This is a genomic window from Geodermatophilus arenarius (genome assembly GCF_042654585.1).
GTDB classification, from domain to species: Bacteria; Actinomycetota; Actinomycetes; order Mycobacteriales; family Geodermatophilaceae; genus Geodermatophilus; species Geodermatophilus arenarius.
This window is the reverse complement of sequence record NZ_JBHSGR010000002.1, coordinates 126,196-149,962: the sequence shown is the minus strand read 5'-3', so window position 1 is coordinate 149,962 and position 23,767 is coordinate 126,196. Positions and strand designations below refer to the sequence as shown.

27 protein-coding genes are annotated in these 23,767 nt (G+C 77.0%); 16 read left to right on the top strand and 11 right to left on the bottom strand.

The features are described from left to right. Window positions 1-79: 79 nt before the first annotated feature. The 5 genes from ACFO3M_RS03200 to ACFO3M_RS03180 all read left to right on the top strand — a co-directional run bounded on the left by ACFO3M_RS03200 (window position 80) and on the right by ACFO3M_RS03180 (window position 4,700). Window positions 80-733 (top strand): DNA-3-methyladenine glycosylase I, encoded by a 654-nt coding sequence (locus ACFO3M_RS03200; protein WP_387986240.1) that lies wholly within the window; start codon window positions 80-82, stop codon window positions 731-733. Between the two features lie 75 nt (window positions 734-808). After that, window positions 809-976: a DUF3117 domain-containing protein gene (locus ACFO3M_RS03195; RefSeq protein WP_012947303.1), complete on the top strand. Its 168-nt coding sequence runs from the start codon at window positions 809-811 to the stop codon at window positions 974-976. A gap of 89 nt (window positions 977-1,065) precedes the next feature. Further along, window positions 1,066-2,592, top strand: coding sequence for a leucyl aminopeptidase family protein (locus ACFO3M_RS03190; RefSeq protein ID WP_387986235.1), 1,527 nt, complete (start codon window positions 1,066-1,068; stop codon window positions 2,590-2,592). Window positions 2,593-2,599: 7 nt separating this feature from the next. After that, a complete protein-coding gene (locus ACFO3M_RS03185) occupies window positions 2,600-4,063 on the top strand; it encodes a hypothetical protein (protein WP_387986233.1) in 1,464 nt (487 codons plus the stop codon). After that, on the top strand, window positions 4,047-4,700 hold the full coding sequence (locus tag ACFO3M_RS03180; protein WP_387986230.1) for a DUF4232 domain-containing protein: 654 nt from the start codon (window positions 4,047-4,049) through the stop codon (window positions 4,698-4,700). Before ACFO3M_RS03185 ends, ACFO3M_RS03180 begins: the two co-directional genes overlap by 17 nt. A 4-nt stretch (window positions 4,701-4,704) precedes the next feature. On the opposite strand, the gene ACFO3M_RS03175 is transcribed toward ACFO3M_RS03180, so the two are convergent. Together ACFO3M_RS03175 and ACFO3M_RS03170 are read right to left on the bottom strand one after the other, a co-directional pair. Further along, window positions 4,705-5,214, bottom strand: a complete 510-nt coding sequence (locus ACFO3M_RS03175) for a DinB family protein (protein WP_387986227.1) — start codon at window positions 5,212-5,214, stop codon at window positions 4,705-4,707. A 27-nt stretch (window positions 5,215-5,241) separates the two neighbouring features. Beyond that, entirely contained in the window at window positions 5,242-6,744 is a 1,503-nt protein-coding gene (locus tag ACFO3M_RS03170; RefSeq protein ID WP_387986224.1) for a phytoene desaturase family protein, read from the bottom strand. A gap of 127 nt (window positions 6,745-6,871) precedes the next feature. On the opposite strand from ACFO3M_RS03170, the gene ACFO3M_RS03165 reads away from it, so the two are divergent. Then, the gene (locus ACFO3M_RS03165) at window positions 6,872-7,249 is read left to right on the top strand and encodes a hypothetical protein (protein WP_387986221.1); all 378 of its coding nucleotides are present in this window, start codon (window positions 6,872-6,874) and stop codon (window positions 7,247-7,249) included. 85 nt (window positions 7,250-7,334) lie between these two features. Beyond that, window positions 7,335-8,018, top strand: a complete 684-nt coding sequence (locus ACFO3M_RS03160; RefSeq protein WP_387986219.1) for a DUF6766 family protein — start codon at window positions 7,335-7,337, stop codon at window positions 8,016-8,018. Between the two features lie 7 nt (window positions 8,019-8,025). Here the strand turns inward: ACFO3M_RS03160 and ACFO3M_RS03155 are convergent, their stop codons facing one another. The 6 genes from ACFO3M_RS03155 to glgA form a co-directional block, all read right to left on the bottom strand. Continuing rightward, window positions 8,026-9,000 carry an MsnO8 family LLM class oxidoreductase gene (locus ACFO3M_RS03155; RefSeq protein WP_387986216.1) on the bottom strand — a complete coding sequence of 325 codons (975 nt, stop codon included), beginning with the start codon at window positions 8,998-9,000 and terminating at the stop codon, window positions 8,026-8,028. After that, entirely contained in the window at window positions 9,000-10,100 is a 1,101-nt protein-coding gene (locus ACFO3M_RS03150) for a spore photoproduct lyase family protein (RefSeq protein ID WP_387986214.1), read from the bottom strand. Before ACFO3M_RS03150 ends, ACFO3M_RS03155 begins: the two co-directional genes overlap by 1 nt. Window positions 10,101-10,170: 70 nt before the next feature. Beyond that, a complete protein-coding gene (locus ACFO3M_RS03145) occupies window positions 10,171-10,905 on the bottom strand; it encodes a GAF domain-containing protein (RefSeq protein ID WP_387986211.1) in 735 nt (244 codons plus the stop codon). 40 nt (window positions 10,906-10,945) lie between these two features. Continuing rightward, entirely contained in the window at window positions 10,946-12,031 is a 1,086-nt protein-coding gene (locus tag ACFO3M_RS03140; protein ID WP_387986209.1) for a hypothetical protein, read from the bottom strand. Next, window positions 12,028-13,236: a PP2C family protein-serine/threonine phosphatase gene (locus ACFO3M_RS03135; protein WP_387986206.1), complete on the bottom strand. Its 1,209-nt coding sequence runs from the start codon at window positions 13,234-13,236 to the stop codon at window positions 12,028-12,030. Before ACFO3M_RS03135 ends, ACFO3M_RS03140 begins: the two co-directional genes overlap by 4 nt. 56 nt (window positions 13,237-13,292) lie before the next feature. After that, window positions 13,293-14,465, bottom strand: coding sequence for a glycogen synthase (gene glgA / locus ACFO3M_RS03130; RefSeq protein WP_387986204.1), 1,173 nt, complete (start codon window positions 14,463-14,465; stop codon window positions 13,293-13,295). A gap of 73 nt (window positions 14,466-14,538) precedes the next feature. On the opposite strand from glgA, the gene glgC reads away from it, so the two are divergent. Together glgC and ACFO3M_RS03120 are read left to right on the top strand one after the other, a co-directional pair. Then, complete coding sequence (gene glgC, locus ACFO3M_RS03125) at window positions 14,539-15,759, top strand: glucose-1-phosphate adenylyltransferase (RefSeq protein ID WP_387986201.1); 1,221 nt, start codon at window positions 14,539-14,541, stop codon at window positions 15,757-15,759. Between the two features lie 12 nt (window positions 15,760-15,771). Further along, window positions 15,772-16,326 carry a 2'-5' RNA ligase family protein gene (locus ACFO3M_RS03120; protein ID WP_387986199.1) on the top strand — a complete coding sequence of 185 codons (555 nt, stop codon included), beginning with the start codon at window positions 15,772-15,774 and terminating at the stop codon, window positions 16,324-16,326. A 64-nt stretch (window positions 16,327-16,390) separates the two neighbouring features. Here ACFO3M_RS03120 and ACFO3M_RS03115 read toward each other — a convergent pair whose 3' ends face one another. Further along, window positions 16,391-17,047 (bottom strand): O-methyltransferase, encoded by a 657-nt coding sequence (locus ACFO3M_RS03115; protein WP_387986196.1) that lies wholly within the window; start codon window positions 17,045-17,047, stop codon window positions 16,391-16,393. 192 nt (window positions 17,048-17,239) lie between these two features. Here ACFO3M_RS03115 and sigE point away from each other — a divergent pair, with 192 nt between their 5' ends. From sigE to ACFO3M_RS03090, 5 genes are all read left to right on the top strand, one after another. Continuing rightward, window positions 17,240-17,839, top strand: coding sequence for an RNA polymerase sigma factor SigE (sigE, locus tag ACFO3M_RS03110; RefSeq protein WP_387986193.1), 600 nt, complete (start codon window positions 17,240-17,242; stop codon window positions 17,837-17,839). Then, window positions 17,836-18,408 carry a zf-HC2 domain-containing protein gene (locus ACFO3M_RS03105; RefSeq protein ID WP_387986191.1) on the top strand — a complete coding sequence of 191 codons (573 nt, stop codon included), beginning with the start codon at window positions 17,836-17,838 and terminating at the stop codon, window positions 18,406-18,408. The genes sigE and ACFO3M_RS03105 overlap by 4 nt, the downstream gene beginning before the upstream one ends. Window positions 18,409-18,538: 130 nt before the next feature. Further along, entirely contained in the window at window positions 18,539-20,164 is a 1,626-nt protein-coding gene (locus ACFO3M_RS03100) for a S1C family serine protease (protein WP_387986188.1), read from the top strand. A gap of 50 nt (window positions 20,165-20,214) precedes the next feature. Continuing rightward, window positions 20,215-20,604, top strand: coding sequence for a twin-arginine translocase TatA/TatE family subunit (locus ACFO3M_RS03095; protein ID WP_387986186.1), 390 nt, complete (start codon window positions 20,215-20,217; stop codon window positions 20,602-20,604). A 122-nt stretch (window positions 20,605-20,726) separates the two neighbouring features. Beyond that, window positions 20,727-21,020 carry a mycothiol-dependent nitroreductase Rv2466c family protein gene (locus ACFO3M_RS03090; protein WP_387986184.1) on the top strand — a complete coding sequence of 98 codons (294 nt, stop codon included), beginning with the start codon at window positions 20,727-20,729 and terminating at the stop codon, window positions 21,018-21,020. Window positions 21,021-21,074: 54 nt separating this feature from the next. Here the strand turns inward: ACFO3M_RS03090 and ACFO3M_RS03085 are convergent, their stop codons facing one another. Together ACFO3M_RS03085 and ACFO3M_RS03080 are read right to left on the bottom strand one after the other, a co-directional pair. After that, a complete protein-coding gene (locus ACFO3M_RS03085) occupies window positions 21,075-22,235 on the bottom strand; it encodes an Mrp/NBP35 family ATP-binding protein (protein ID WP_387986181.1) in 1,161 nt (386 codons plus the stop codon). Window positions 22,236-22,392: 157 nt separating this feature from the next. Beyond that, window positions 22,393-22,713 carry a hypothetical protein gene (locus ACFO3M_RS03080; protein ID WP_387986179.1) on the bottom strand — a complete coding sequence of 107 codons (321 nt, stop codon included), beginning with the start codon at window positions 22,711-22,713 and terminating at the stop codon, window positions 22,393-22,395. Between the two features lie 40 nt (window positions 22,714-22,753). Between ACFO3M_RS03080 and ACFO3M_RS03075 the strand changes: the two genes are divergently transcribed. Then, window positions 22,754-23,443, top strand: a complete 690-nt coding sequence (locus ACFO3M_RS03075) for an AzlC family ABC transporter permease (protein WP_387986178.1) — start codon at window positions 22,754-22,756, stop codon at window positions 23,441-23,443. Continuing rightward, window positions 23,440-23,757, top strand: a complete 318-nt coding sequence (locus ACFO3M_RS03070) for an AzlD domain-containing protein (RefSeq protein ID WP_387986176.1) — start codon at window positions 23,440-23,442, stop codon at window positions 23,755-23,757. The genes ACFO3M_RS03075 and ACFO3M_RS03070 overlap by 4 nt, the downstream gene beginning before the upstream one ends. Window positions 23,758-23,767: the final 10 nt, after the last annotated feature.

The window sequence follows — 23,767 nt, the reverse complement described above, 5'->3', positions numbered from 1 at the left end:
GAATCCCCAGGTCAGCGGTCCGTCCACAGATCTCCGATCGCCGTCGTGCAGCCGGGCCGGACGGCCGTAGGAGGTGTCCATGACGACCGACCTGTCGGACGGCGGCACTAGCGTCGCCGTCGTGGAGCCCGTGCCGACCACCGACCGCGTGCGCTGCGCCTGGGGCGACAGCGCCCCCGAGTACGTCGCCTACCACGACGAGGAGTGGGGCACCCCGCTGCACGGCGACGACGCCCTGTTCGAGCGGCTCTGCCTCGAGGCGTTCCAGTCCGGCCTGTCCTGGATCACCATCCTGCGCAAGCGCCCCGCGTTCCGGGCCGCCTTCGCCGGCTTCTCCATCGACGCCGTCGCGGCCTTCACCGCCGACGACGAGGCCCGCCTGATGGCCGACGCCGGCATCGTCCGCAACCGCGCCAAGATCGCCGCCGCGATCCGGAACGCCCGTGCCGCGCAGGAGGTCCCGGAGGGCCTCTCGGCGCTGCTGTGGTCGTTCGCGCCGACGGGAGAGCGTCCGCGACCGGCCACCCTCGCCGACGTCCCGGCCACCAGTCCGGAGTCCACCGCGATGGCCAGGGAGCTCAAGCGGCGGGGCTTCGCGTTCGTCGGACCGACCACCGCCTACGCCCTCATGCAGGCCACCGGCATGGTCGACGACCACGTCGCGACGTGCTTCCGCGCCACCCGGGAGGGGGCTCCGGTTGGTTCCGTGGCGGTCATACGGGATCATGGGTAGCGGAGCTCACTGCACCGAGACACAGCCACACCGCAGCCGCACAGGGGCGACGGGTGGCCGGCGAAGGAGGCACGCATGGCGGCCATGAAGCCGCGCACGGGTGAAGGTCCCCTGGAGGTCACCAAGGAGGGGCGCGGCCTGGTCATGCGGGTGCCGCTCGAGGGCGGCGGCCGCCTGGTCGTCGAGTTGTCCCCCGACGAGGCCGCGGCGCTGTCCGAGGCGTTGAAGGGCGCGACCAGCTGAACGTCCCCGCGAGCTCGCCCTCGGGCAGCACCGCGCAGGACGACGCGGCCCCGGCCGCCGGCAGCACGCCGGCGACCGGGGCCGCACCCTTGCCGCGGGTCGAACTGCTGGCCCGCCTGCCGCGCCTCACCGAGGACGACGTCCTCGCCGTCCCGGTCGGCTCCGGCGGCACGCTGCCGACCTGGCTGACCTCGCCCGCCCCCGGCACCGCCCCGCCGGTCCCGGCCGGCCTGCTCGCCGGCGCGCTGCAGGACACCGGCAACACCGGCCGGCCCGGCAAGGTCACCGACCTGCCCGTCCCCGGCCGCTCCCCGCGCAGCGTCGTCGCCGCCGGCCTCGGCGACGGGACGCTGCCGCACCTGCGCGGCTACGTCGCCACCGCGGTGCGCCGCGCGCAGACCCTCGCCGAGCACGGCGCCACCCGGCTGGTCCTGCCCCTCGACGGCGCTGCCGCCCCTGCCGGCGCCGACGAGGTCCGCGCCGCCGTCGAGGCCGCGCTGCTGGCCGGCTACCGGTTCCGCCAGACCTCCCGGCCGCACCCGCCGCGGCTGGCCACCGTCACCGTGGTCGCCACCGACGCCGACGACCCGGCCGTCGTCGCGGCCGCCCGCGCCGGGGAGGTCACCGGCTCCGCCGTCGCCTGGGCCCGCGACCTGGTCAACACCCCGCCGAACACCGAGGACCCGGCCTGGCTGGCGGCGCAGGCCGTCGAGCGGCTCTCCGGCCTGCCGCACGTGACCGTCACCGTGCTCGGCCCCGAGGAGCTCGCCGCGGGCGGCTTCGGCGGCGTGCTCGCCGTCGGCGGCGGCTCGGCGTCCCCGCCGCGGGTCGTCGTCGCCGCGTACGAGCCGCCCGGCGCCGGGCCCGGCCGGCCGGTTCTGGTCGGCAAGGGCATCACGTTCGACACCGGCGGCCTGCAGATCAAGCGCGGCCCCGGCATGCGCGAGATGAAGACCGACATGGCCGGGGGAGCGGCGGTGCTCGCCGCGGTCGACGCCGCCGCGCGGCTGGAGCTGCCGGTCGCGGTCACCGCCGTCGTCCCGGCCGCGGAGAACGCGGTGTCCGGGTCGTCCTACCGGCCCTCCGACGTCGTCCGGCACGTCGGCGGGCGCACCACCGAGGTCAGGAACACCGACGCCGAGGGCCGGATGGTGCTCGCCGACGGCCTCGCCCACGCCCGGCTGCACCTCGGCGCCACCGCGCTGGTCGACGTCGCCACGCTCACCGGCGCGATGCGCACCGCGCTCGGGGCCCGCACGGCCGGGCTGTACGCCACCACCGACGGGCTGGCCGGCGCGCTGTCCACCGCCGCGCTGCACGCCGGCGAGCGGGTCTGGCGGATGCCGCTGGCCGAGGAGTACGCCGACCTGCTCGACAGCGACGTCGCCGACGCCAACAACGCCCCCGGCAACCCCGGCGGCACCACCGCCGCGCTGTTCCTGCGCCCGTTCGCCGGCGACCTGCCGTGGGCGCACCTCGACATCGCGGGCCCGGCCCGGGCCGGCTCCGACGACGCCGAGGTGGTCAAGGGCGGCACCGGGTTCGGCGTCCGCACGCTGCTGCGCTGGCTGGAGGCCGGCGCCCCGCTCGACCCGCCGCCGACCGTGACGGACTGAGGAGCCCATGAGCACCGACGACACCGGAGTCGTCTTCCCCGCCGGCCCCGACGGGCGGCGCAGCACCGCGGCGGTCGGGCGCGCCGTCGTCGCCGACGCGCTGCGCCCGGTCGACCCGACCGGCGCCCGCGCCGCCGAGTCCGAGACCAACTGGCGGGCGGGCTACCTGGTGCACTTCCGCCGCCTGGTCGAGGCGGGGCTGGCCTCCCCGGACGCGGCCCGGGCCATCGCCGCGGCCGGCCTGGACGCCGTGCACGCCCGGCTGCGGGTGGCCGCCGACGACGGCGAGCAGCCGCTGGCCGCGCTGCCCGCGGCGCCGGCCGGCCGGGTGCTGCGGGCCCGCGAGGTGGCCGGCACCGCCGAGCCCGAGCGCGAGTTCACGCTGCCCTTCCACGGCCGGCGGCTGCGCGGCGACGACCTGCTGCGCCAGGTGGACACCTGGGTCGAGGGCGGCATCGCCGAACCCAGCCTCGGCGAGGCGGTGCGCACCGTGGCCGCGCACCCGGAGTGGCTGTCGCTGCCCGGCCGGACCGTCGTCGTGCTCGGCGCGGGCGCGGAGATGGGCCCGCTGACAGCACTGCTGCGGTGGGGCGCCACCGTGGCCGGGGTCGACCTGCCGCGGCCGGACCTGTGGCGGCGGGTGCTCGACACCGCCCGCCGCGGCGCCGGACGGCTGCTGCTGCCCGCCACCGCCGACGACGGCGACCTCGCCGGCACCGCGGGCGCCGACCTCGTGCGCGAGGTGCCCGCCGTCGGCGACTGGGTGGCCGGCCTGCCCGGCGACCCGGTGCTCGGCGACTACGTCTACGCCGACGGCGCCACCAACGTGCGGGTGTCGGCGGCGGTCGACGCGCTCACCCTCCGCCTGCAGCGCGACCGTCCCGACCTCGCGCTGGCCTTCCTCGCCACGCCCACCGACGTCTTCGCCGTCCCCGGCGACGCCGTCGAGCAGTCGGCGCGCGCCTACGCCGGCCGCTCCCGCGCCGGCAAGCTCCTCGGCCGGCCGCTGCGCACCCTCTCGGCCGGGCGGCTGCTGCAGCGGGCGTACGTGCCGGGCACCGACCCGGGCATCAGCGACAGCCTGGTCGCGCAGCAGGGCCCGAACTACGCGCTGGCCAAGCGGCTGCAGCGGTGGCGGGCGACCGTCGCGCGGGCGGCCGGGACGACGGTGTCGATGAACGTCGCGCCGCCCACCCGCACCCGCTCGGTGGTGAAGAACCGCGCGCTGGCCGCCGCCTACGCGGGGGCGCACCGCTTCGGCGTCGAGGTGTTCGAGCCGGCGACGTCGAACGTGCTCATGGCCGCGCTGCTGGTGCACGACCTGCACACCGGAGGCGGGCCGCGGCACGAGCAGCCGTGGCAGGACGAGGCGTACGCCGCCGTCCACGGCGGGCTGTGGCGGGCGGCCTACGCCCCGCGCAGCGCGCTCGGGCTCGCCGCGGTGCTGGGCCTCGGTGCCGCGCGGGGCTGACACCCCGCGCGGGGCTGGGACGCCGCGGGCCCGGTGGCTCGTCCCGCTGCTGGTGGCCCTGGCCGTCGTCGCGGTGACGGCCGGGGTGCTGGCGGCCCGCGTCCCGGGTGGCGCCGAGGCCGCGGGCACCGGCGTGCCGGGCGGACCCACCCCGGCCGCGGAGCCGACCGGGCCCACCCCGGCACCCGGCGCGCCGGAGGTGCCGCAGCCGGTGACGCCGACATGCTCGCCGCTGGGCCTGCTCGTCACCGCCGGCCCGGTCGACGCCGGGCTCGGCCACCGCGGCGTCGTCGTCACCGTGACCAACTGCGGGGACGCGCCGCGGGACGTCACCGGCTACGCCGGAGTCGAGGTGCTCGACGGGACGGGCCGGCCGATGCCGTTCACCGTGGCGCACGAGTCGAGCTACACGGTCATCGACCCGGGGCCGGCCCCGCTGGTGCTGCAGCCGGGCCAGAGCGCGGTCACCGGCGTCTCCTGGTCGGCCACGGTCACCGACGGCGGGCTCACCGAGGGGCAGGCGCTGCGCGTCGTCCCGGTGCCCGGTGACCCGGGTCAAGTCCTGCCGGTGTGGGTCGACGCCGGCACCACCGGGGAGATCGCCGTCGCCGCCTGGGCGACGGAGCTCGCGCGGTAGCGCCTCACTCGCCGGTGACGCCGTCCACCGCCTCGCGCAGCAGGTCGGCGTGGCCGTTGTGCCGGGCGGTCTCCTCGACCAGGTGCAGCAGCATCCAGCGCAGGCTGAACCGGTTGCCGTTGCGCAGCGGCACCACCGACAGCGCGTCCAGCGACCCGGCCGCCGCGACCACCGCGTCGGTGCGCCGGCCGGCCTCCCGGTAGCGCTCGCGCAGCACCTCCGGCTCGAGGTCCACGGCGGCGTCGAACTCCCAGTCGGGGGTCGCGTCCCAGTCGACGCCGTCCCACGGCGCGGGCTCCGGCTCCCCGGCGAACCGCTCCACCGCCCAGGTCTCCTCCACCAGCGCGAGGTGGTACAGCAGCCCGGCCAGGGTGAGCGACGACGGCGGGTGCGCCCGGGCCAGCTGCTCGCGCCTGAGCCCCTCGGTCTTCAGCAGCAGCGTCTCGCGCTGGTAGGAGAGGTAGCCGGTCAGCGTGGTGGTCTCGTCGGCGGTCTCCGGCGGGTCGGTGCGCACCGGGGGACCCTCGCACGCCGGGGCGCGTCAGGCCGGGCCGACCAGCCCCGCGACGATCTCCGCCGACAGGGTGACCAGCGGCAGCCCGCCGCCCGGGTGCGACGAGCCGCCGACCAGGTACAGCCCGCGCACCGGGGCGGCGTTGCCCGGGCGCAGGAACGCCGCGCGGGCGCCGTTGCTCGAGGTGCCGTAGATCGAGCCGCCGACGCTGCCGGTCTCGCGGGCGAGGTCGGCCGGCGTGCGGGTCACCGACCAGCGCAGCCGGGACCGGACGTCGAGCCCGCGCGCGGCCATCACCTCCAGCACCCGGGTGGCGTAGCGGTCGGCGAGGCCCGGGGTGTCCCAGTCGACGCCGCACTCGGGGTCGTGCCGCGGCGCGTTGACCAGGACGAACCACGACTCGCTGTCGTCGTCGGGCCGGGTGGCGGGGTCGTCGGGAGCGCTGATGTAGACGGTCGGGTCGGGCACCGGGCAGGGCAGGCCGCGGTGGCGTCCGGTGCCGAAGACCGCGTCGAACTCGGCGTCGTAGTCGGCGGGGAAGGCGACGGTGTGGTGCGCCAGGCCCGGCGTGCGGCCACGCAGCGCGAGCAGCAGCACGAACCCCGACAGCGACGGCGTCGCCCGGGTCAGGCCGCGCCGCACCGCGCGGGTGCGCCGGTCCGGCGGCAGCAGCCCGGCGTACAGGGCGGTGGCGTCGGCGCCGGAGACGACGACGTCGGCGGTCACCTCGCCGCCCTCGGCGAGCTCCACCCCGGCCACCCGGCCGCCGTCGCGCAGCACCCGCCGGACCGGCGTGCCGGTGCGGACGTCGGCGCCGTGCTCGCGGGCCCGCTCGGCCACCGCCTCGGCCAGCCGGTGCAGCCCGCCGCGCACGTACCAGGAGCCGAACGCCTGCTCGACGTAGGGCACGGTGGCCAGCACGGCGGGCGCGCGCCGCGGGTCGGAGCCGGAGTAGGTGGCGTAGCGGTCGAGCAGCACGCGCAGCCGCGGGTCGCGCAGGTAGCGGGCGCCCAGGCCGCGCAGCGTCTGCCAGGGCGCGACGGCGGCGACGTCGGCCGGGTCGCGGGCCAGCCGGGCCAGGGTGGCCGCGCCGCGCAGCGGCGAGCGGAGGAACGGCTGCTCGGTGATCGCCCACATCGCGCCGGCGCGCTCGAGCAGCGCCTGCCACTGCGTGCCGGCGTCGTCGCCGAGGGCGGCGTCGAGCGCGCCGGGGACCGCCTCGAGGTGCCCGGGGACGGCCAGCCGGGTGCCGTCGGCGAACCGGTAGTCGACGGCGGGGTCGAGCCGGACGAGGTCGACGGACTCCTCCAGCGGGCCGCCGGTGGCGTCGAACAGGTCGCGCAGCACCTGCGGCAGCGTGACCAGGCTCGGGCCGGTGTCGAAGGCGTGGCCGTCGCGGGCGTACCAGCCGAGTTTGCCGCCGACGGCGCCGGACTGCTCCAGCACGGTCACCCGGTGCCCGAGCGCGCCGAGCCGCGCCGCGGCGGCGAGGCCGCCCAGCCCGGCGCCGACGACCACCACCCGTGCCACAGCGTCACCGTAGTGCCGCGGCTCACCGCCCGATCGGGTGATCACCCGAGGTGGCGGGGCCCGGCTCCCCGGCCCACGATCGGCACACCTGCGGAGCCGACGCGGGAGCACGACAGGAGGACGACCCGTGCGGACGGCGGTGTGCTCGACGGCGGTGCTGGTGGTGGTGCTGACCGGGTGCTCGGACGTGCACCTGCCCGACGTCGAGCAGGTGGCCGGGGACTTCGCGACGGCCGATCCCGCCACCCGCTGCGACCTGCTCACCGACGCGGCGGTGCAGGCGCTGGAGCACGAGGAGCCGACCGGCTGCCCCGTGGCGCTCGAGGAGCTCCCGCTCGGCACCGGCGGCGTCGTCACCGCGCAGGTCTGGGGTCAGGAGGCCCAGGTGCGGCTCACCGACGACACGCTCTTCCTCTCCCGCGCGCCCGACGGCTGGGAGGTGGCCGCGGCCGGCTGCCGGCCCTCCGGCGAGGGGCGCTACGACTGCCTGGTGGAGGGCTCGTGAGATCCGTGCGCGGGGTGTTCCTGGCCTACCTGCTGGTCGTCTTCGGCGGCGTGGCCTACTGCCTGGTCCTCGCCCTGCTCGGGCGGTGAGCGGAGTGCGGCGGTTCGTCCGGGAGAACTCGCTGAGCCTGGGCTTCGGACTGCTGTTCCTGCTCAGCCTGGCCGGGCAGGCGGTGGCCGGGGCGGCCCAGACGAGCGAGGACCGCCAGGCCGAGGGCCTCGCCCCGGTCACCCTGGCGCACTACGTGACCTCGTCGTCGTTCGCCGTCGACGTCATGGAGAACTGGCAGTCGGAGTACCTGCAGTTCTTCCTCTACGTGTTCGCCACCGTCTGGCTGGTGCAGCGGGGGTCGCCGGAGTCCAAGGAGCTGGACGACGCCGGGACCGAGAGCGACGAGGACCAGCTGACGGGCGCCCACGCCCGCGACGACTCGCCGGCGTGGGCGCGGCCGGGCGGCTGGCGCAGCGCGCTGTTCTCCCGGTCCCTGGGGCTGCTGTTCGCCGGGATCTTCCTGCTGACCTGGGCGGCGACCTCGGTCGCCGGCTGGGCGGCGTACAACACCGGGCAGCTGCAGTCGCACGCGGACCCGGTGAGCTGGGTGGCCTACCTCGGCCACGCCGACTTCTGGAACCGCAGCTTCCAGAACTGGCAGTCGGAGATGCTGGCAGTCGGCTCGATGGCGGTGTTCGCCGTCTACCTGCGCCAGCGGGGGTCGCCGGAGTCCAAGCCGGTCGGCGCGTCCCACTCCGACACCGGCGCCACGGGGTGAGGACCGCTCAGGCGAGCAGCCCGGCCAGCGCCGCGTCGGAGGCGGCCAGCGCCGTCCGGTCGTGCGTGCTGCCCGCGGCGACGAGCTCGGTCGCGCCCGTGCGCTCGGCCAGCTCCGCCAGCCGCGCGGCCACCTGCGAGGCGGTGCCGGCGACCGCCGTGGCCGCCGTCCGCTCCGCGTGCCGCCGCTGCACGGCCGTCATCGGCGCTGCCTCCACCGCGGCCACCGGCTCCAGCGGCGGGAAGACGCCGGTGGTGCGCGCCTGCGCCATCGCCCACGCCTCGGGCAGCAGCAGGTCGGCGGCCTCGGCCGCGGTGTCGGCGACGAGCACGTCCAGGCTGATCGCGACCTCCGGCTCCGGCGCCTGCTCCGAGGGCCGGTAGGCGCGGCGGTAGCGGGCCAGCGCCTGCCGCCCCGGCTCCGGGTCGCCGGCCACCCCCAGCAGCGGCCCGCCGACGACGACCGGCAGGCCGAGTGCCGCGGCGACCTCCAGGCCGCGCCCGGTGGCCAGCACCCACATCGGCACGTCGCCGGCCGGGCGCGGGTGCATCGTGATCTCCGCGGTGCCGTCGAGGTGGGCGCGCAGCTCGGCGAGGTCGGCGGCGAAGTCGCGCTCGGCCTCCCGCAGCGCCCGGCGCACGGGCGGGGTGAAGCCCGGTGAGCGGCCCAGGCCCAGGTCGACGCGGCCGGGCGCGAAGGCGGTGAGGGTGGCGAACTGCTCGGCGACGACGAGCGGCTGGTGGTGCGGCAGCATGACGCCGGCCGAGCCCAGCCGGATCGTCGTCGTCCGGCCGGCGACCGCGGCCAGCAGCACGGCGGGCGCGGCCCCGGCGATGCCGGGCACGCCGTGGTGCTCGGCGACCCAGAACCGCCCGTAGCCCAGCCGCTCGGCCGCCACGGCCCGCTCGACGGTGCCGCGCAGCGCCGCCGCGTCCGGCTCGCCGGCGCGGGTGCGCGAGCGGTCGAGCAGCGAGAGGCGCATCAGAACGCGTACCGCACGCGCAGCCAGGGCGCGTGGGAGGCGATGAGCTCCCGCAGCCGCTCGACGCCGGCCCGCTTGACGTCGTTGCGGTAGCGCACGTTCCACTGGCCGTTCTGGCTGCGCTTGGGCTGCTGCAGGTCCGGCCGCCACAGCAGGTCCTCGGCCTTCGGGTGCCAGCCGAGGTTGACCTCGTGCAGGTCCCGGTTGTGGGTCAGCATGATCACCTCGGCGGCCGCCTGGGCCTTGGCCGCGGGGGAGAGGGTGTCGTCGAGCTGCCGCAGCAGCTGCGCCCAGTCGGCCTCCCACCCGTCGCGCAGCACCACCGGCGAGAGGTTGAGGTGCACCTCGTACCCCGCCTCGACGAAGTCGTCGACGGCGGCGACGCGCTCGGCGATCCGGCTGGTCCGCACGTCGACGACCCTCGAGTCGGCGTCGGGCATGAGCGAGAAGCGGATGCGGGTGCGGCCCTGCGGGTCGAGGTCGAGCAGCTGCCGGTTGACGTACTTGGTGGCGAACGACGCCTTGGCGGTGGGCAGCCCGCGGAAGGTGGCGACCAGGTCGGCGACGTTGTCGCTGACCAGCGCGTCGACCGAGCAGTCGCTGTTCTCGCCGATGTCGTAGACCCAGCTGACCGGGTCCACCTGGTCGGGCTCGGTCTTGAGCCCCTGCCGGGCGACGTGCCGGCGCAGGTAGCCGGTGATCTGCTCGATGTTGGTGAAGACGGTGATCGGGTTGGCGTAGCCCTTCTGCCGCGGCACGTAGCAGTAGGCGCAGGCCATCGCGCAGCCGTTCGCCGTCGAGGGGGCGATCCAGTCGGCCGAGCGGCCGTTCGGGCGGGCGGTGAGCGACTTCTTCACGCCGAGCACCAGCGTCTCGGTCTTCACCCGCACCCAGCGGTCCACGTTGCCCTCGTTGCCGTGCAGCTCGGGGATCTTCCAGTGCGAGGGCACCTCGACGACCTCCGCGCCGGGAAAGCGGGCGAGCACCTCGCGGCCGCGGGCGGAGTCCAGGGCGGCCGGCTCGGCGTAGACCGTGCGGACGTCGAGCAGGCGGGTGGGGGAGGGGACGGGCGCGGCGGACGGCGGAGGCGCTGCGGTCACGCGGGGTACAGCGCCCGCGCGCGAGCCCGGATTCCGCCCCTGACCTGCGGGGACGGTCACACGGTGCGGATCAGCGGTGCCGGTCCGGGGCGAGCTCGTGGACGTCGAGGCGGCCCTGCTCGATGTCCTCGGCGACGTCCTCCACGGCGCGTCCGCCGGCGTAGGCCTCGGCGCGCAGCAGGTCCAGGGCGGTGGCCGGGTCGGTCTCCAGCGCCATCGCCGCCCGCCCCGCGGCCCGCACCACCGCGGCCCGCCGGCGCGCCTCGGGGCCGTGCAGCCAGTCGGGGCCGCGCTCGGCCGGCCAGTCCGACCAGACGGCGGCGTCGCTGAGCGCCGCGGTGACCAGCTCGCCGACGGCCATCGCCGCGAAGACGTCCAGGCTCGGCACGGCGGCCTCGTCGGTGAAGTACAGGTCGAGCGCCCCGGCGCCGGCGAGGTCCTCGCGCAGCGGGAGGGCGACCACCGCGCGGAACGGCGTCTGCGCGGTGAGCAGGTCGGCGAAGGGCATCCAGCGCCGCCGCAGGTCGGCCAGCAGCGCGAAGACCGGCTGCCGGGTCTCCTGGGCTTCCCAGCAGGGCCCCGCGCCGACGGTGAACTGCAGGCGCTCGGCGCAGGCGGCCACGGTGGTGCTCGCCCCGATCGGGATGCGCAGGCCGGACGCGTCGACGACCGACAGTCCCGCCGCGTCGACCCCGAGGGTGGTGACGCACGCCCGGGAGAGGCGGACCGGCAGCAGCTCGGCCGACCCGGGGCCCCGGGTGGCTTCCGCGTCCAGCGCCGCGGCGAACCGTGTGGCGATGGTCACACGTCATCCTCACCCGCTGCGGCCCCCGCGGCCATCCCGGTCACCCCGTCGCGTCCGGCCGGTGCGTGTACGCCGCCTCGCGGACCGCGTCGTCGTCCTCCAGGCCCGCGCCCAGCGCCCCGCCGACCGTCGCCAGCGAGCTGGTCAGCCACGCCAGCTCCAGGTAGTCGCCGATCGCGGCCGGGTGGCCCAGCCCCTCGGCGAACAGCGCGGACGGCACCAGCAGCAGCGAGCCGACCAGCGCGAGGGTGAACAGCGCGGCGTAGAGGGTGAGCACCCCGATGACCACGGTCGCGACGGTGGCCAGGTTGAACAGCGCCACCTGCTTGCGCACCCGGCGCGACCGGGCCCGCTCCCACAGCCCCGCCCCGACGACCAGCGTCGCGCAGATGGCCACCACCGACCCCAGCCCGACGGTGGACAGCCGCAGCCAGCCGAACCGGTCGGCCAGCCGCCAGATGTCGGCGGTCACCAGGGCGAAGACGCCGGCCGCGACCGCCGCCGTCAGCGCGCGGGACAGCCGGATGGTCAGCCGCCACGGCCGGTTGGCGCGCACCATGCCGACCAGCAGCCGCAGGTTGCCCGACAGCACCCGGGCGGTGAACCGGACGCCCTCGGCGGTGTCGGCCGGGTCGGTGGCCAGCTCGCGCACCCGGCGGCGCAGCGCGGCCGGGTCGTCGTCGCCCTCGGCGTCACCGAGCAGCGTGCGGACCAGCCCGACCGTCGTCTGCAGCGCGCGGCGGCGCCGGCCGACCGCGCCCAGGGCCGGCAGGGACAGCACCGCGACGCCGTGCACCGGGCTCGCGTGCGCGACGACGGTGCGCCGGTCGACCGCCAGCGGCAGGTCGGTGACGACGACGGCGAGGTCCCACTCCTCCGACAGGAGCCGGTCGCGCGCCGCGGCGACGATCTCCGCGTCGTCGGCCGGTGGCTGGACCAGCCCGTCCTCGACCACGCGGACGTCCCACGCGACGTCGGGGTGCCGCTCGCGCAGCGCGCCGGCCAGGTCGCCGGCCAGCTCGTCGGCCACCTCCACCGGCGCGCCGGGCGCGGCGACTAGCCCCACGACGACGTCGGCCGGCCCCGCCGCCTCGCCGGTCAGGGGGCTCTCCGGTGCCGTGCTCACAGCCTCAACTGCTCCTCGCGTCCGGTCTGCCACTCGACCATGACGATGCTCGCGTCGTCCTGCAGCCGGCCGTCCTGGTGCTGCATGACGCTGCCCATGAGCCGGCGCATCGTCTCCGGCGGCGGGTCGCCGGCGAGCTCGGCGCGCACCACCAGGTCCGCGAGCCGGTCCTCGCCGAAGAACGCGCCCTCGGGCGAGCGCGCCTCGACGACCCCGTCGGTGTAGAGCAGGACGCGGTCCCCGGGGCGCAGCTGCATCCGGCACACCGCGGGCGCCGCCGCCAGCAGCCCCAGCGGGCGCGCCGGCGGGCAGGCCGGCGGCCGGATCAGGGCGCCGTCGCGCACGACGATCGGGTCGGGGTGCCCGCAGTTCACCCAGGTCACCAGTCCGGTGTCGAGGTCGAGCCGGGCGACGGCCGCGGTGGCGAACCGGCTGCCGGCGAACTGGCCGGCGACGACGGCGTCCATCGCGGCCGCGATCGCCGGGAGGTCGAGGCCCGTGCGCCGGGCGTGCCGGTAGGCACCGACGGCCGCGGTGGCCAGGAGGGCGGCGGGCAGGCCGTGGCCGACGGCGTCGAGCACGGCCAGGTCCACCAGCGCGCCGTTGACCGCGTAGTCGAAGGTGTCCCCGCCGATCTCGTAGCTGGGCTCGAGCGCGCCGGTGATGACGACGCGGTCGCTGGCGTAGGTCAGCGGCGGCAGGAGCTCCCACTGGATCTCCGCGGCCAGCGTGAGCTCCCGCCGCCGCCGCAGCCGGGCGAACAGGTCGCTGTAGGCGTCGCGCGTGACGACCAGCTCGGCGACCAGCGAGGCGAAGGACCGCGCGTCGTCCTCGAGCTCCGGCGTGGGGTCGCCGTCGAGGACGTACTCGACCACGCCGATCCGCTCGGCGCCGTCGAGCAGCGGCACCCACAGGCTGGCCGGGCCGTCGCCGGCCGGCGCGGGGACCGGCTCGACCCGCCGGAACGCGCGCCCGGCCACCGACCCGTCGATGGTCACCTCGTGCCGGAGGGGCACGCCCTCGCCGCCCAGCGGCAGCAGGACGTGCTGGGCGTAGTCGGCGAGGTAGACGACCGCCCCCCGGACGCCCAGCCGCCGCGCCTGCTCCGCGACCACGGCGCCGAGGTCGTCGGCGGACAGGTGGTGCGACGCACGGACGAGCGCCCGGACGGGGTCCCGGTCGGACGGGCGCGGATCGGTGGCCACGAGGGGTCAGGATCGCATCCCGGCCCGCGGCGGGCGCGGGGAGCGGGTCGCGGGGATCAGCCCCGGGCGTCGAGGACGGCCCGGTAGACGCCGACCGTCTGCTGGGCGATCGCCGGCCAGCCGAACTCCGACAGCACGCGCTCCCGGCCCGCGGCGCCCATCGCCGCGGCCCGGGTCGGGTCGGCGAGCAGCTCGGCGATGCGCGCGGCCAGCCCGGCCTCGAAGGCGGCGACGTCGTCGGGGTCGTAGGGGACCAGCAGCCCGGTGACGCCGTCGGCCACGACCTCGGGGATCCCGCCGACGGCGCTGGCGACCACGGCCGTGCCGCAGGCGGCGGCCTCGAGGTTGACGATGCCCAGCGGCTCGTAGACCGAGGGGACGACGAACACCGTCGCCCCGGTGATCAGCGGCACCAGCTGCTCGCGCGGCAGCATCGCCTCGATCCAGACGACGCCCGGCCGGCGGGCCTGCAGCTCGGCCACGGCGTCGGCGACCTGCTGCCGCTCGGCCGGGGTGTCGGCGGCGCCGGCGCACAGCACCAGGCCGGCGTCGGCCGGCAGCTGCTCGGCCGCCCGCAGCAGGTGGACGACGCCCTTCTGCCGGGTGATCCGGCCGACGAACAGCGCGTAGGGCCGGTCGGGGTCGACCCCGAGCGAGCGGACGACGTCGGGCGCGGGGGTGGGCCGGTAGGCCTCGGCGTCCACGCCGTTGCCGACGACGTGCACGCGGGCCGGGTCGAGGTCGGGATAGGCGTCGAGGACGTCGGCGCGCATGCCGTGGCTCACCGCGATGACGGCGTCCGCGGCGAGGTAGGCGGTGCGCTCCACCCACGACGACAGCCGGTAGCCGCCGCCGAGCTGGTCGGCCTTCCACGGCCGCCGCGGCTCCAGCGAGTGCGCGGTCACCACGTGCGGCACCCCGTGCACGAGCCCGGCGAGCAGCCCGGCGCCGTTGGCGTACCAGGTGTGGCTGTGCACGAGGTCCACCCCGGCCAGGGCCGCGGCGATCTCGACGTCGGTGCCCAGCGCCTGCAGCGCGCCGTTGGCCTCGGCCAGGCCCGGCGGCACCGCCCAGCCGCGGGCGTCGGTCCGGGGGCCGCCGAACGCGTGCACCTCCAGGTCCGGGCCCGCGGGCAGCGAGCGCAGGGCCGCGACGAGGTGCTCGACGTGCACGCCGGCCCCGCCGTAGACGTCTGGTGGCCACTCACGGGTGACGATGCCGATCCGCACGGCGGTCACCCTAGGGGGCGGGGAGTGCGGAGGCGGGGCGACGGCGGACGCGTGGAGCGGCTAGGTTCCCTCCATGCGTGGCGGTCCTCGAGTTCTCGGCATCGTCCTGGCCGGTGGCGAGGGCAAGCGGCTCGCGCCCCTGACCCAGGACCGCGCCAAGCCGGCGGTGCCGTTCGGCGGCAACTACCGGCTCATCGACTTCGTGCTGTCCAACCTGGTGAACGCCGACATCCGGCAGATCGCCGTCCTCACCCAGTACAAGAGCCACAGCCTCGACCGGCACATCACCACGACGTGGCGGCTGTCGCAGATGCTCGGCAACTTCATCACCCCGGTGCCGGCGCAGCAGCGGCTCGGGCCGCGCTGGTACACCGGCAGCGCCGACGCGATCTTCCAGAGCCTCAACCTCATCTACGACGCGCGCCCCGACGTCGTCGTGGTGTTCGGCGCCGACCACGTCTACCGCATGGACCCGGCGCAGATGATCGACCAGCACGTGAGGACCGGCGCGGGGGTCACCATCGCGGGGCTGCGCGTGCCGCGGCGCGAGGCCACCGGGTTCGGCGTCATCGACGCCGGCGCCGACGGCAAGGTCCGCGGCTTCCTCGAGAAGCCGGCCGACCCGCCGGGCCTGCCCGACAGCCCGGAGGAGTCCTTCGCCTCCATGGGCAACTACGTCTTCACCACCGACGCGCTGCTCGAGGCGCTGCGCGCGGACGCCGAGGACGCCGACTCGGCGCACGACATGGGCGGCTCGATCATGCCGATGCTCGCCGAGACCGGGGACGCGTACGTCTACGACTTCTCCACCAACATCGTCCCCGGGGCCACCGAGCGCGACCACGGCTACTGGCGCGACGTCGGGACGATCGACTCCTACTTCGACGCCCACATGGACCTGGTGTCGGTCACCCCGGTCTTCAACCTCTACAACGACCGCTGGCCGATCCTCACCCTGCCCCCGCAGCAGCCGCCGGCGAAGTTCGTGCTCGGCGGGCGGGCCGAGGAGTCGATGGTCAGCGCCGGCGCGATCATCGGCGGCGGGTCGGTGCACAGCTCGGTCGTCTCGCCCGGCGTGCGGGTCGAGCGCGGCGCGCGGGTCGAGGACAGCGTGCTCATGGACGGCGTCCAGATCGGCGAGGGCGCCTACGTCCGGCGGGCGATCCTCGACAAGAACGTCGTCGTCCCGGCCTGGGCGCGGATCGGGGTGGACTCCGACGCCGACCGCGAGCGCTACCACGTGAGTGCCGGCGGCGTGACCGTCCTCGGCAAGGGCGCCCGGGCGATCGTCTGACGAAGGACCCTCGTGCCCCCCACCCCTCGCTCCGCTCGGGTCGGGCCCCTGCACGAGGGCGGTTCCAGCACCTCCCCACTGGTCGTCACGCTGCTGCTGGGGGCGGAGGCGCAGGCGCGGTTCGACCGGCTGCGCGCCGAGCACTTCCCGGCCGACCGCAACCACCTGGCCGCGCACGTCACGCTGTTCCACGCCCTCCCGGGCGACCGGCGCGACGACGTCGACGCCGCCCTGGCCGCGGCCGCCGCCCGGCCGCCGTTCGCCGTCGCGGTGACCGGGCTGCAGCTGCTCGGCCGCGGGGTCGCCTACCGGCTGGCGGCGCCGGAGCTGTCGGCCCTGCACGCGGGGCTGGCCGCGGAGTTCGACCCCTGGCTCACCCGGCAGGACCGCCAGCGGCTGTCGGCGCACGTCACCGTGCAGAACAAGGTGGAGCCCGCCGTCGCCCGGACGCTGCGCGACCGGCTGACCGCGGAGTTCGTCCCCGGGGAGGTGCCCGCCCGCGGGCTGGGGCTGTGGCGCTACCTCGGCGGCCCGTGGGAGCCGCTCGTGGAGCACCTCTTCCGCTGACCGGCCTCCCTGCAGGGGCCCGCCGCGAGCGTGCGAGCGGTGGGGGGGCAGGGAGGTCCTTCCCCTAGGGCCGGCGGGTCGCCACCAGCAGGCCCGCGCCGATCGGCAGGACGGCGGAGGTCAGCCCCTCGTCCTCGCGGACGTTGTGGGCGAGGTCGCGCCAGGCGACGGTGTCGGGGTCGCGGGCGGCGCGGTCGCCGATGCGGTCCCCCTCGAGCAGGCCGTGGCAGGCCAGCGTCCCGCCGGTGCGCACCAGCCCGAGCAGCGCGGCCAGGTGCGGGGCGTACTCGGTCGGCGGGCCGGCGCAGACCACCAGGTCGTAGGCGCCGGGGGACAGGCGGGGCAGCACCTCGGCCGGGGTGCCGAAGATCAGCCGGGTCCGGGACTGCGGCACGCCGGCCTCGGCGAACGCCCGCCGCGCGCCGCGCAGCTGCTCGGGGTCGGCGTCCAGGGCGGTGAGGACGCCGTCGGGCCGCATGCCGCGCAGCAGCCACAGGCCGACCACCCCGCCGCCGCTGCCGATCGACACGACCGCGCGGGCGCCGGCACCCGCCGCCAGCACGGCGAGCGTGGCGCCGGCGGCCGGGCCCGGCGGGGGCGGGCCGCCGAGCGCCACGGCCCGGGCGCGCGCCGCGGCGACGGCGGGGTCCTCGGCGGCGTAGCGGTCGGACCAGGCGGCAGCGCCGGTCCCGCCGGCGCGCGACGGTTCCTCGGCGCTCATCACCGGCCGAGGGTAAGGGGACCGCGGCCCGCGTTCCGGGAGGCGTTCCTGTGAGGAACCTGGCAAGAACTGACGACGGGAACACGGAATGGCGTCAGGGCCGTTGGTCCGGACGTGACACCCGAGCGTGCCGCCGTCCCCGTCCATCCCGCGGGGGAGGTCGGCAGCGTGCGCGTCCGCGATACTGAGGACGTGCCCGAGGCCGCCGTCCCCCCTGCCGCCGACCAGCAGTCGGCCGCGTCCGGCGCCGGCGAGGTGTGGGTGGCGCCGACCTGGGAGCAGGTCGTGCGGGACCACTCGGCGCGCGTCTACCGGCTGGCCTACCGCCTGTCGGGCAACGCCCAGGACGCCGAGGACCTCACCCAGGAGACGTTCGTCCGGGTCTTCCGCTCGCTGGCCGACTTCTCACCGGGCACCTTCGAGGGCTGGCTGCACCGCATCACCACGAACCTGTTCCTCGACATGGTCCGCCGCCGCCAGCGGATCCGGTTCGACGCGCTGCCCGAGGACACCGAGCGGCTGCCCGGCACCGCGCCGAGCCCCGAGCAGGTCTACGCCGACACCCACCTCGACCCGCAGGTGCAGGCGGCGCTGGACGCGCTGCCGCCGGAGTTCCGCGTGGCCGTCGTCCTCTGCGACATCGAGGGCCTGACCTACGAGGAGATCGCGGCGACCCTCGGCATCAAGCTCGGCACCGTGCGCAGCCGCATCCACCGCGGCCGCGTGCAGCTGCGCCAGGCCCTCGCGCACCTCGCCCCGCGCAGCGTCCCGGCCCCGGGGGCTCCCGCATGAGCCTGCCGGAGAGCCACCTGGCGCAGGAGGCGATCGCCGCGCTGGTCGACGGCGAGCTGGCCAGCGGCCCGGCCGCGCGCGCCGCCCGGCACCTGGCCGGCTGCTCCGAGTGCCGGATGCTCGTGCAGGCCCAGCGCGAGGCTAAGGACGCGCTGCACGCCGCCGCCGACGTCGCCGTCCCCGGCGACCTGCTCTCCCGGCTGTGCGCCATCCCGTTCACCGCCGACGTCCCCGGCGGCGGCGGGCTCGGCACCGTCACCGCGTCGGCGGGGGAGCTGACCGTCACCGGGTCCTCCGGCCGCTGGACCGTGTCGCTCGACGACCCGCCGGCCCGTCCCGCGTCGCCGCACCACGCGCGGTGGCTGCGCCGCAGCGTCGCCGGCACGCTGGCCGGGCTGGGCCTCGGCGTCGCCGTCCTGGCGCTCAACCTGCCGGACCCGGGGGAGCGGGTGACCCGGACGCCGTCGTCGGTGGCCGGCCCCTCCTCGCCCGACGAGCGCACCGAGGTCGTGCCGCCGGTGGTCCGCACGCTGAGCGGCCCGTCGGCCGCGCCGGGCGCCACGCCGTGACGACCGGGCCCTGATCCCGGGGCCGTGACTCCGGGGGCCTGACCCCGGACCCCCGCGCCCGCGGGCGGGTACCGTCGCGCCGGCACCCGTAGTCCACGTCCGCCGCCAGGTCCGGGAGGACCCTGAACCCGTGACCGCACCCGACGACGCCCGCGAGACCGGTCCCTCGGAGCCCGCTCCCCGCGACGGCGAGCGCACGGTGGAGGCGGTCGTCCGCCCGCCGGCCGCCGCCGGCACGGGGGGCGACGACGTGGTCTTCGCCCGTCCCGCCGGGGCGACCGGCTCCTTCGCGCCGCCGGAGCGGCCACGCCCCGCCGCGGTGCCGGCGCAGCCGCCGGCCAGTCCCGCCCAGGCCGCCGCGTTCGGCCGCCCGCCGGCCGTCCCGGGCAGCTTCGCCGGCGACCGCCCGACCCCGCCGCCGCGGCCGGTGGCGCCGCCGCCGCCGGAGGCCGTGCTGCGCGCCTTCCGCGCCCGGGCCGGGCAGGCCGGGCTGCAGGAGCCGCCCGGCGGCCGCCCCGGGCGCCGCCGCACCTCGGCCGGGCCGTGGTGGAAGCCGGACGCGAAGAGCGACCCCTGGCGCGACCCGCACGCCCCGGCCGGCCTCACCGGCCCGGCGGTGTTCGAGGAGGAGTCCGAGCAGGAGGGCCCGGTCGTCGTCGACCGGAAGGGCCGGAAGAAGCTGCGGCTGCGCGACCTGTCGGTGCGGGTGGCGTTCCTGGTCGTCCTCGCCGTGCTGCTCGCCGGCGCGCTCGGCGGCGGCGTGGGCTACCTGCTGACCCGCGAGGCCAGCGAGACCCCGCTGCTGGCGCCGGGCACCACCCTGTCCGAGACCGACGAGGGCATCAGCCGCGAGCCGGGGTCGGTGTCGGACATCGCCGGCCGGGTGACGCCGGCGGTCGTGTCGATCGAGGTGCGCATCGGCGACGCCGGCGCGACCGGCTCCGGCGTCGTCATCGACGGCGAGGGCGGCTACATCGTCACCAACAACCACGTCATCTCCGGCGCCGACGGCGTGGACGGCGCGGAGATCCGGGCGGTGTTCAGCGACGGCAGCGGCTCGGCCGCGCGCATCGTCGGCCGCGACCCGGCGAGCGACATCGCCGTCGTCAAGGTGGAGAGGCCGGGGCTGGTCACCGCCTCGCTGGGCAACTCCGACGACGTCGTGGTCGGCGACCCGGTGGTGGCGATCGGCTCGCCGCTGGGCCTGGCCGGCACGGTCACCAGCGGCATCGTCTCCGCCCTCGACCGGCCGGTGCGGCTGGCGGGGGAGGGCAGCGACACCAACGCCGTGATCAGCGCGGTGCAGACCGACGCGCCGATCAACCCGGGCAACTCCGGCGGCGCGCTGGTCGACGCCACCGGCGCGGTCATCGGCATCAACACCGCGATCGCCTCGCTGGGCGGCGGCAGCGTCGGCCTGGGCTTCGCCATCCCCATCGACACCGCCCGCGACGTCGCCGAGCAGCTGATCGCCACCGGCAGCGCGGTGCACGCGACCCTCGGGGTGAACACCCGGTCGGTCACCGACGGCACCCGCGACGGCGCGCTGGTCCTCAACGTGGAGCCGGGCAGCCCCGCGGCCCAGGCCGGGATCCGCGAGCAGGACGTCGTCATCGCCGTCGACGACCAGGCCGTGGGCAGCTCCGAGGAGCTCGTCGTCGCCGTCGACGCCCACGACCCCGGGGACGTGGTGACCATCGAGCTGGTCCGCAACGGGTCGTCGACGACGGTCCAGGCCACCCTCGCCGAGGCCTGACCCGGCCCGGGCACCGAATACCCTGGGACCCGCGGAGGAGGGAGCGGCGCGTGTTCGACTCGATCGGCTGGGGCGAGATCGTCGTCCTGGCGCTGGCCGCGCTGTTCATCTTCGGGCCCGAGCGACTGCCGACCCTGGCGCGGGACGCCGCGGCCGGGCTGAAGAAGGTCAAGCAGGCGATCACCGGGGTGCGCGCCCAGGTCGACGAGTCCCTCGGCGAGGACCTCGCCGGCCTGCGTGACCTGGACCTGCGCAAGTACCACCCGAAGACGTTCATCCGCGCCCAGCTGTTCGAGGACGACGACGCCCCGCCGGTGCGCCGCGGCGCCGCCGCTGCCGCGGGCGCGACCGCGGCGAGCCGGGTGAAGCCCGCGACGCGCCCCGCCGTCGTCGAGCACGACCGGAGCGCCCCGCCGCCGTTCGACGTCGACGCGACCTAGCGGGTCCCGCCACGGCGGCGGTCGCGGCAGGCTCCGCGGGGTCACCCGAGCCCTGGCTGCGCTCCACCGGGCCCACGGCGAGGCCGTGCACGGGCGCGGCGAGTGGCCGGACACGCGGGACCTTGCTGCGCGCGGTCGGCCTGCCGGAGGCCCTGGCCGGGGCCGCGCACACGTCCGCCCACGACGACCTCGTGCGGGCCTCGCACCGGCTGGGCGTCGAGCCGGTGGGCCCGCACGTCGGCACCCCGACCGTGGCCACGGGGTCCGGGACGCCGTCGGCCTGGTTCGGTCCCGTGCTCTCCCGCGTGCCCGTCGGCGAGGAGGCGGGCCGGCTGTGGGACGGCGTCGTGCTCATCTCCGGGACCGGCGGCTCCCACGGGCTCGAGGGGCGCCCGCACGAGCCGCCGCGCGGCTGAGACGCGCCGAGGCCCGGCCCCCGCGCGGGGGCCGGGCCTCGGTCCGAGCGGGTCCTAGCGGCGGACGGGGGTGAGCCCCAGCGACATGCCCGACAGCCCGCGCTGGCGGACGGCGAGGGAGTCGGCGACCTTCGTCAGCGCCTTGGCGGCCGGGGTCTCGGGGTCGGCGAGCACGATCGGCGCACCGGCGTCCCCGGCCTCCCGCAGCCGGGTGTCGAGCGGGACCTGGCCGAGCAGCGGCACGGTGGCGCCGAGCAGCCGGGTGAGCGCGTCGGAGACCGCCTGGCCGCCGCCGGAGCCGAAGACCTCCATGCGGGAGCCGTCGGGCAGCTCGAGCCACGACATGTTCTCGATGACGCCGACGACCTGCTGGTGGGTCTGGGTGGCGATCGCGCCGGCCCGCTCGGCCACCTCGGCGGCGGCCTGCTGCGGCGTGGTCACCACGAGGATCTCGGCGTTGGGCAGCAGCTGGGCGATGGAGATCGCGACGTCGCCGGTGCCGGGCGGCAGGTCGAGCAGCAGGACGTCGAGGTCGCCCCACCACACGTCGGCGAGGAACTGCTGCAGCGCGCGGTGCAGCATCGGGCCGCGCCACACGACCGGGGTGTTGCCCGGGGTGAACATGCCGATCGAGATGACCTTCACGCCCATCGACTGCGGCGGCATGATCATGTTGTCGACCTGGGTCGGCTTGTCGTCGACGCCCAGCATGCGCGGCACCGAGTGGCCGTAGATGTCGGCGTCCACGACGCCGACCGACAGGCCCCGCTTGGCCAGCGCCGCGGCGAGGTTGACCGTGACGCTGGACTTGCCGACGCCGCCCTTGCCGGAGGCGACCGCGTAGACGCGGGTCAGCGAGCCGGGCTGGGCGAAGGGGATGACGGGGTCGGCCGCGTCGGTGCCGCGGACGGTGCGGCGCAGCTCGGCGCGCTGCTCGTCGCTCATCACGTCCAGGCCGACCTGCACCGACGTCACGCCGGGGACGGCGGAGACGGCGGCGGTCACCCGGTTGGTGATCGTCTCGCGCATCGGGCAGCCGGCCACGGTGAGGTAGACCTCGACGCGCACGGCGCCCGGGTCGCCGCCGACGCCGATCTGCACGTCCTTGACCATCCCGAGGTCGGTCAGCGGACGGTTGATCTCCGGGTCCTGGACGGTGGCCAGAGCGGCGTTGACGGCGTCGAGCGCCGGCGAGCCGGTCAGCGTGTCGGACATGGGGGGATGTGTCTCCTTCGACGGGGGACCCGGTCCGCGGCACCACACGTCGGCGACCTGCACTCCGGTCCACCTGCCACTGTACGGCGGCGGGCACCCGGTGCCGCCGGCTGCGGAGGTGATGTGCTGCGCACCCGGCCGGCGCCGTACCGGGCGGTCAGCCGCCCACGCGGTTCCAGCGGCGGTGCTCCACGCCGGCGTCCCGCAGGAGCCGGGTCAACCCGCGGCCGCCACCCCGCGAGTACGCGACGAGCGCGTCGAGGACGTCGGCGGCCGCGGGCGCACCGAGGGCGGCGAGCAGGGCGGGGACCTGCCCGGGGGCGACGTCGACGGCGAACTCGTACTCGTCGTCCCCGCTCAGGCTCTGGCCCTCGACGCGCAGGCCGGCGCCGGACAGCGTGGCCCACTCGGACCAGGTGCCCCGCGGCCCCCGGTCGTCGCGCAGCACCACCCGGCGGTCGCCCGCGGCTCCGGTCACGCGCCCGACCGTACGCAGCCGGGCCGTAGGCTGCGGCGACGTGTCCGCTCCCGCGCGTGCCGCCGTCCTCCGCGACGCGATCGGGCTCGGGGTGGCCGTCGGCCTCTACGGCGTCGCCTTCGGCGCGGCCGCCGACGCCGCCGGCCTGGACCCCTGGCAGGCGCTGACCATGTCGCTGCTCATGTTCACCGGCGCCTCGCAGTTCGCGCTGGTCGGCGTCCTCGGAGCCGGCGGCGGGGGCGCGGCCGCGATCGGCAGCGCGCTGCTGCTGGGCACCCGCAACACCGTCTACGGCGTCCGCCTGGCGCCGCTGCTGGCCCCGCGCGGGCTGCTGCGCAGGCTGGTCCTGGCGCACTGGGTGATCGACGAGACGACGGCGCTGGCCGTGGCCGCCCCCGACCGCGACCTGTCCCGGCTGGCCTTCCTCGCCGGCGGGGCGTCGATCTTCACGGTGTGGAACGCCACCACCCTGGCCGGCGCGCTCGGTGCCGGGGCGCTGGGGGAGACCGCCGAGGCGGCGCTGGACGCCGTCGTCCCGGCCGCCTTCCTCGCGCTGCTGTGGCCGCGGCTGCGCGCCGGCGCCGAGGAGCCGGCCGTCGCCCGCCGGGTGGCGCTGGGCGGCGCGGCCGTGGCGCTGGCGCTGACCCCGTTCGTGCCGCCGGGCGTGCAGGTGGTGGCCGCCGTCGTCGCGGTGGTGCTGGCCGGCCGGCCGCGGGAGGAGGCGGCGTGAGCAGCGGGACGCTGTGGACGGTGGTCGTCGTCGGGTCGCTGGGCTGCTACCTGCTGAAGCTGGCCGGGCTGTCGGTGCCCGCGGCCTGGGTCGAGCGGCCGTGGGTGACCCGGCTGGTCACCTTCGTGCCCGCGGCGCTGCTGGCCGCCCTGGTCGCGGTGCAGGCGCTGACCTCCGGACAGGCCCTCGTGGTCGACGGCCGGCTGGCCGGGGTCGCGGTCGCGGCGGTCGCCCTCGCGCTGCGCGCGCCGTTCATCGTGGTGCTCGTGCTGGCCGGCGCCACCGGTGCGCTGGTGCACGTCCTGACCGCGTGACGCCGCTGCG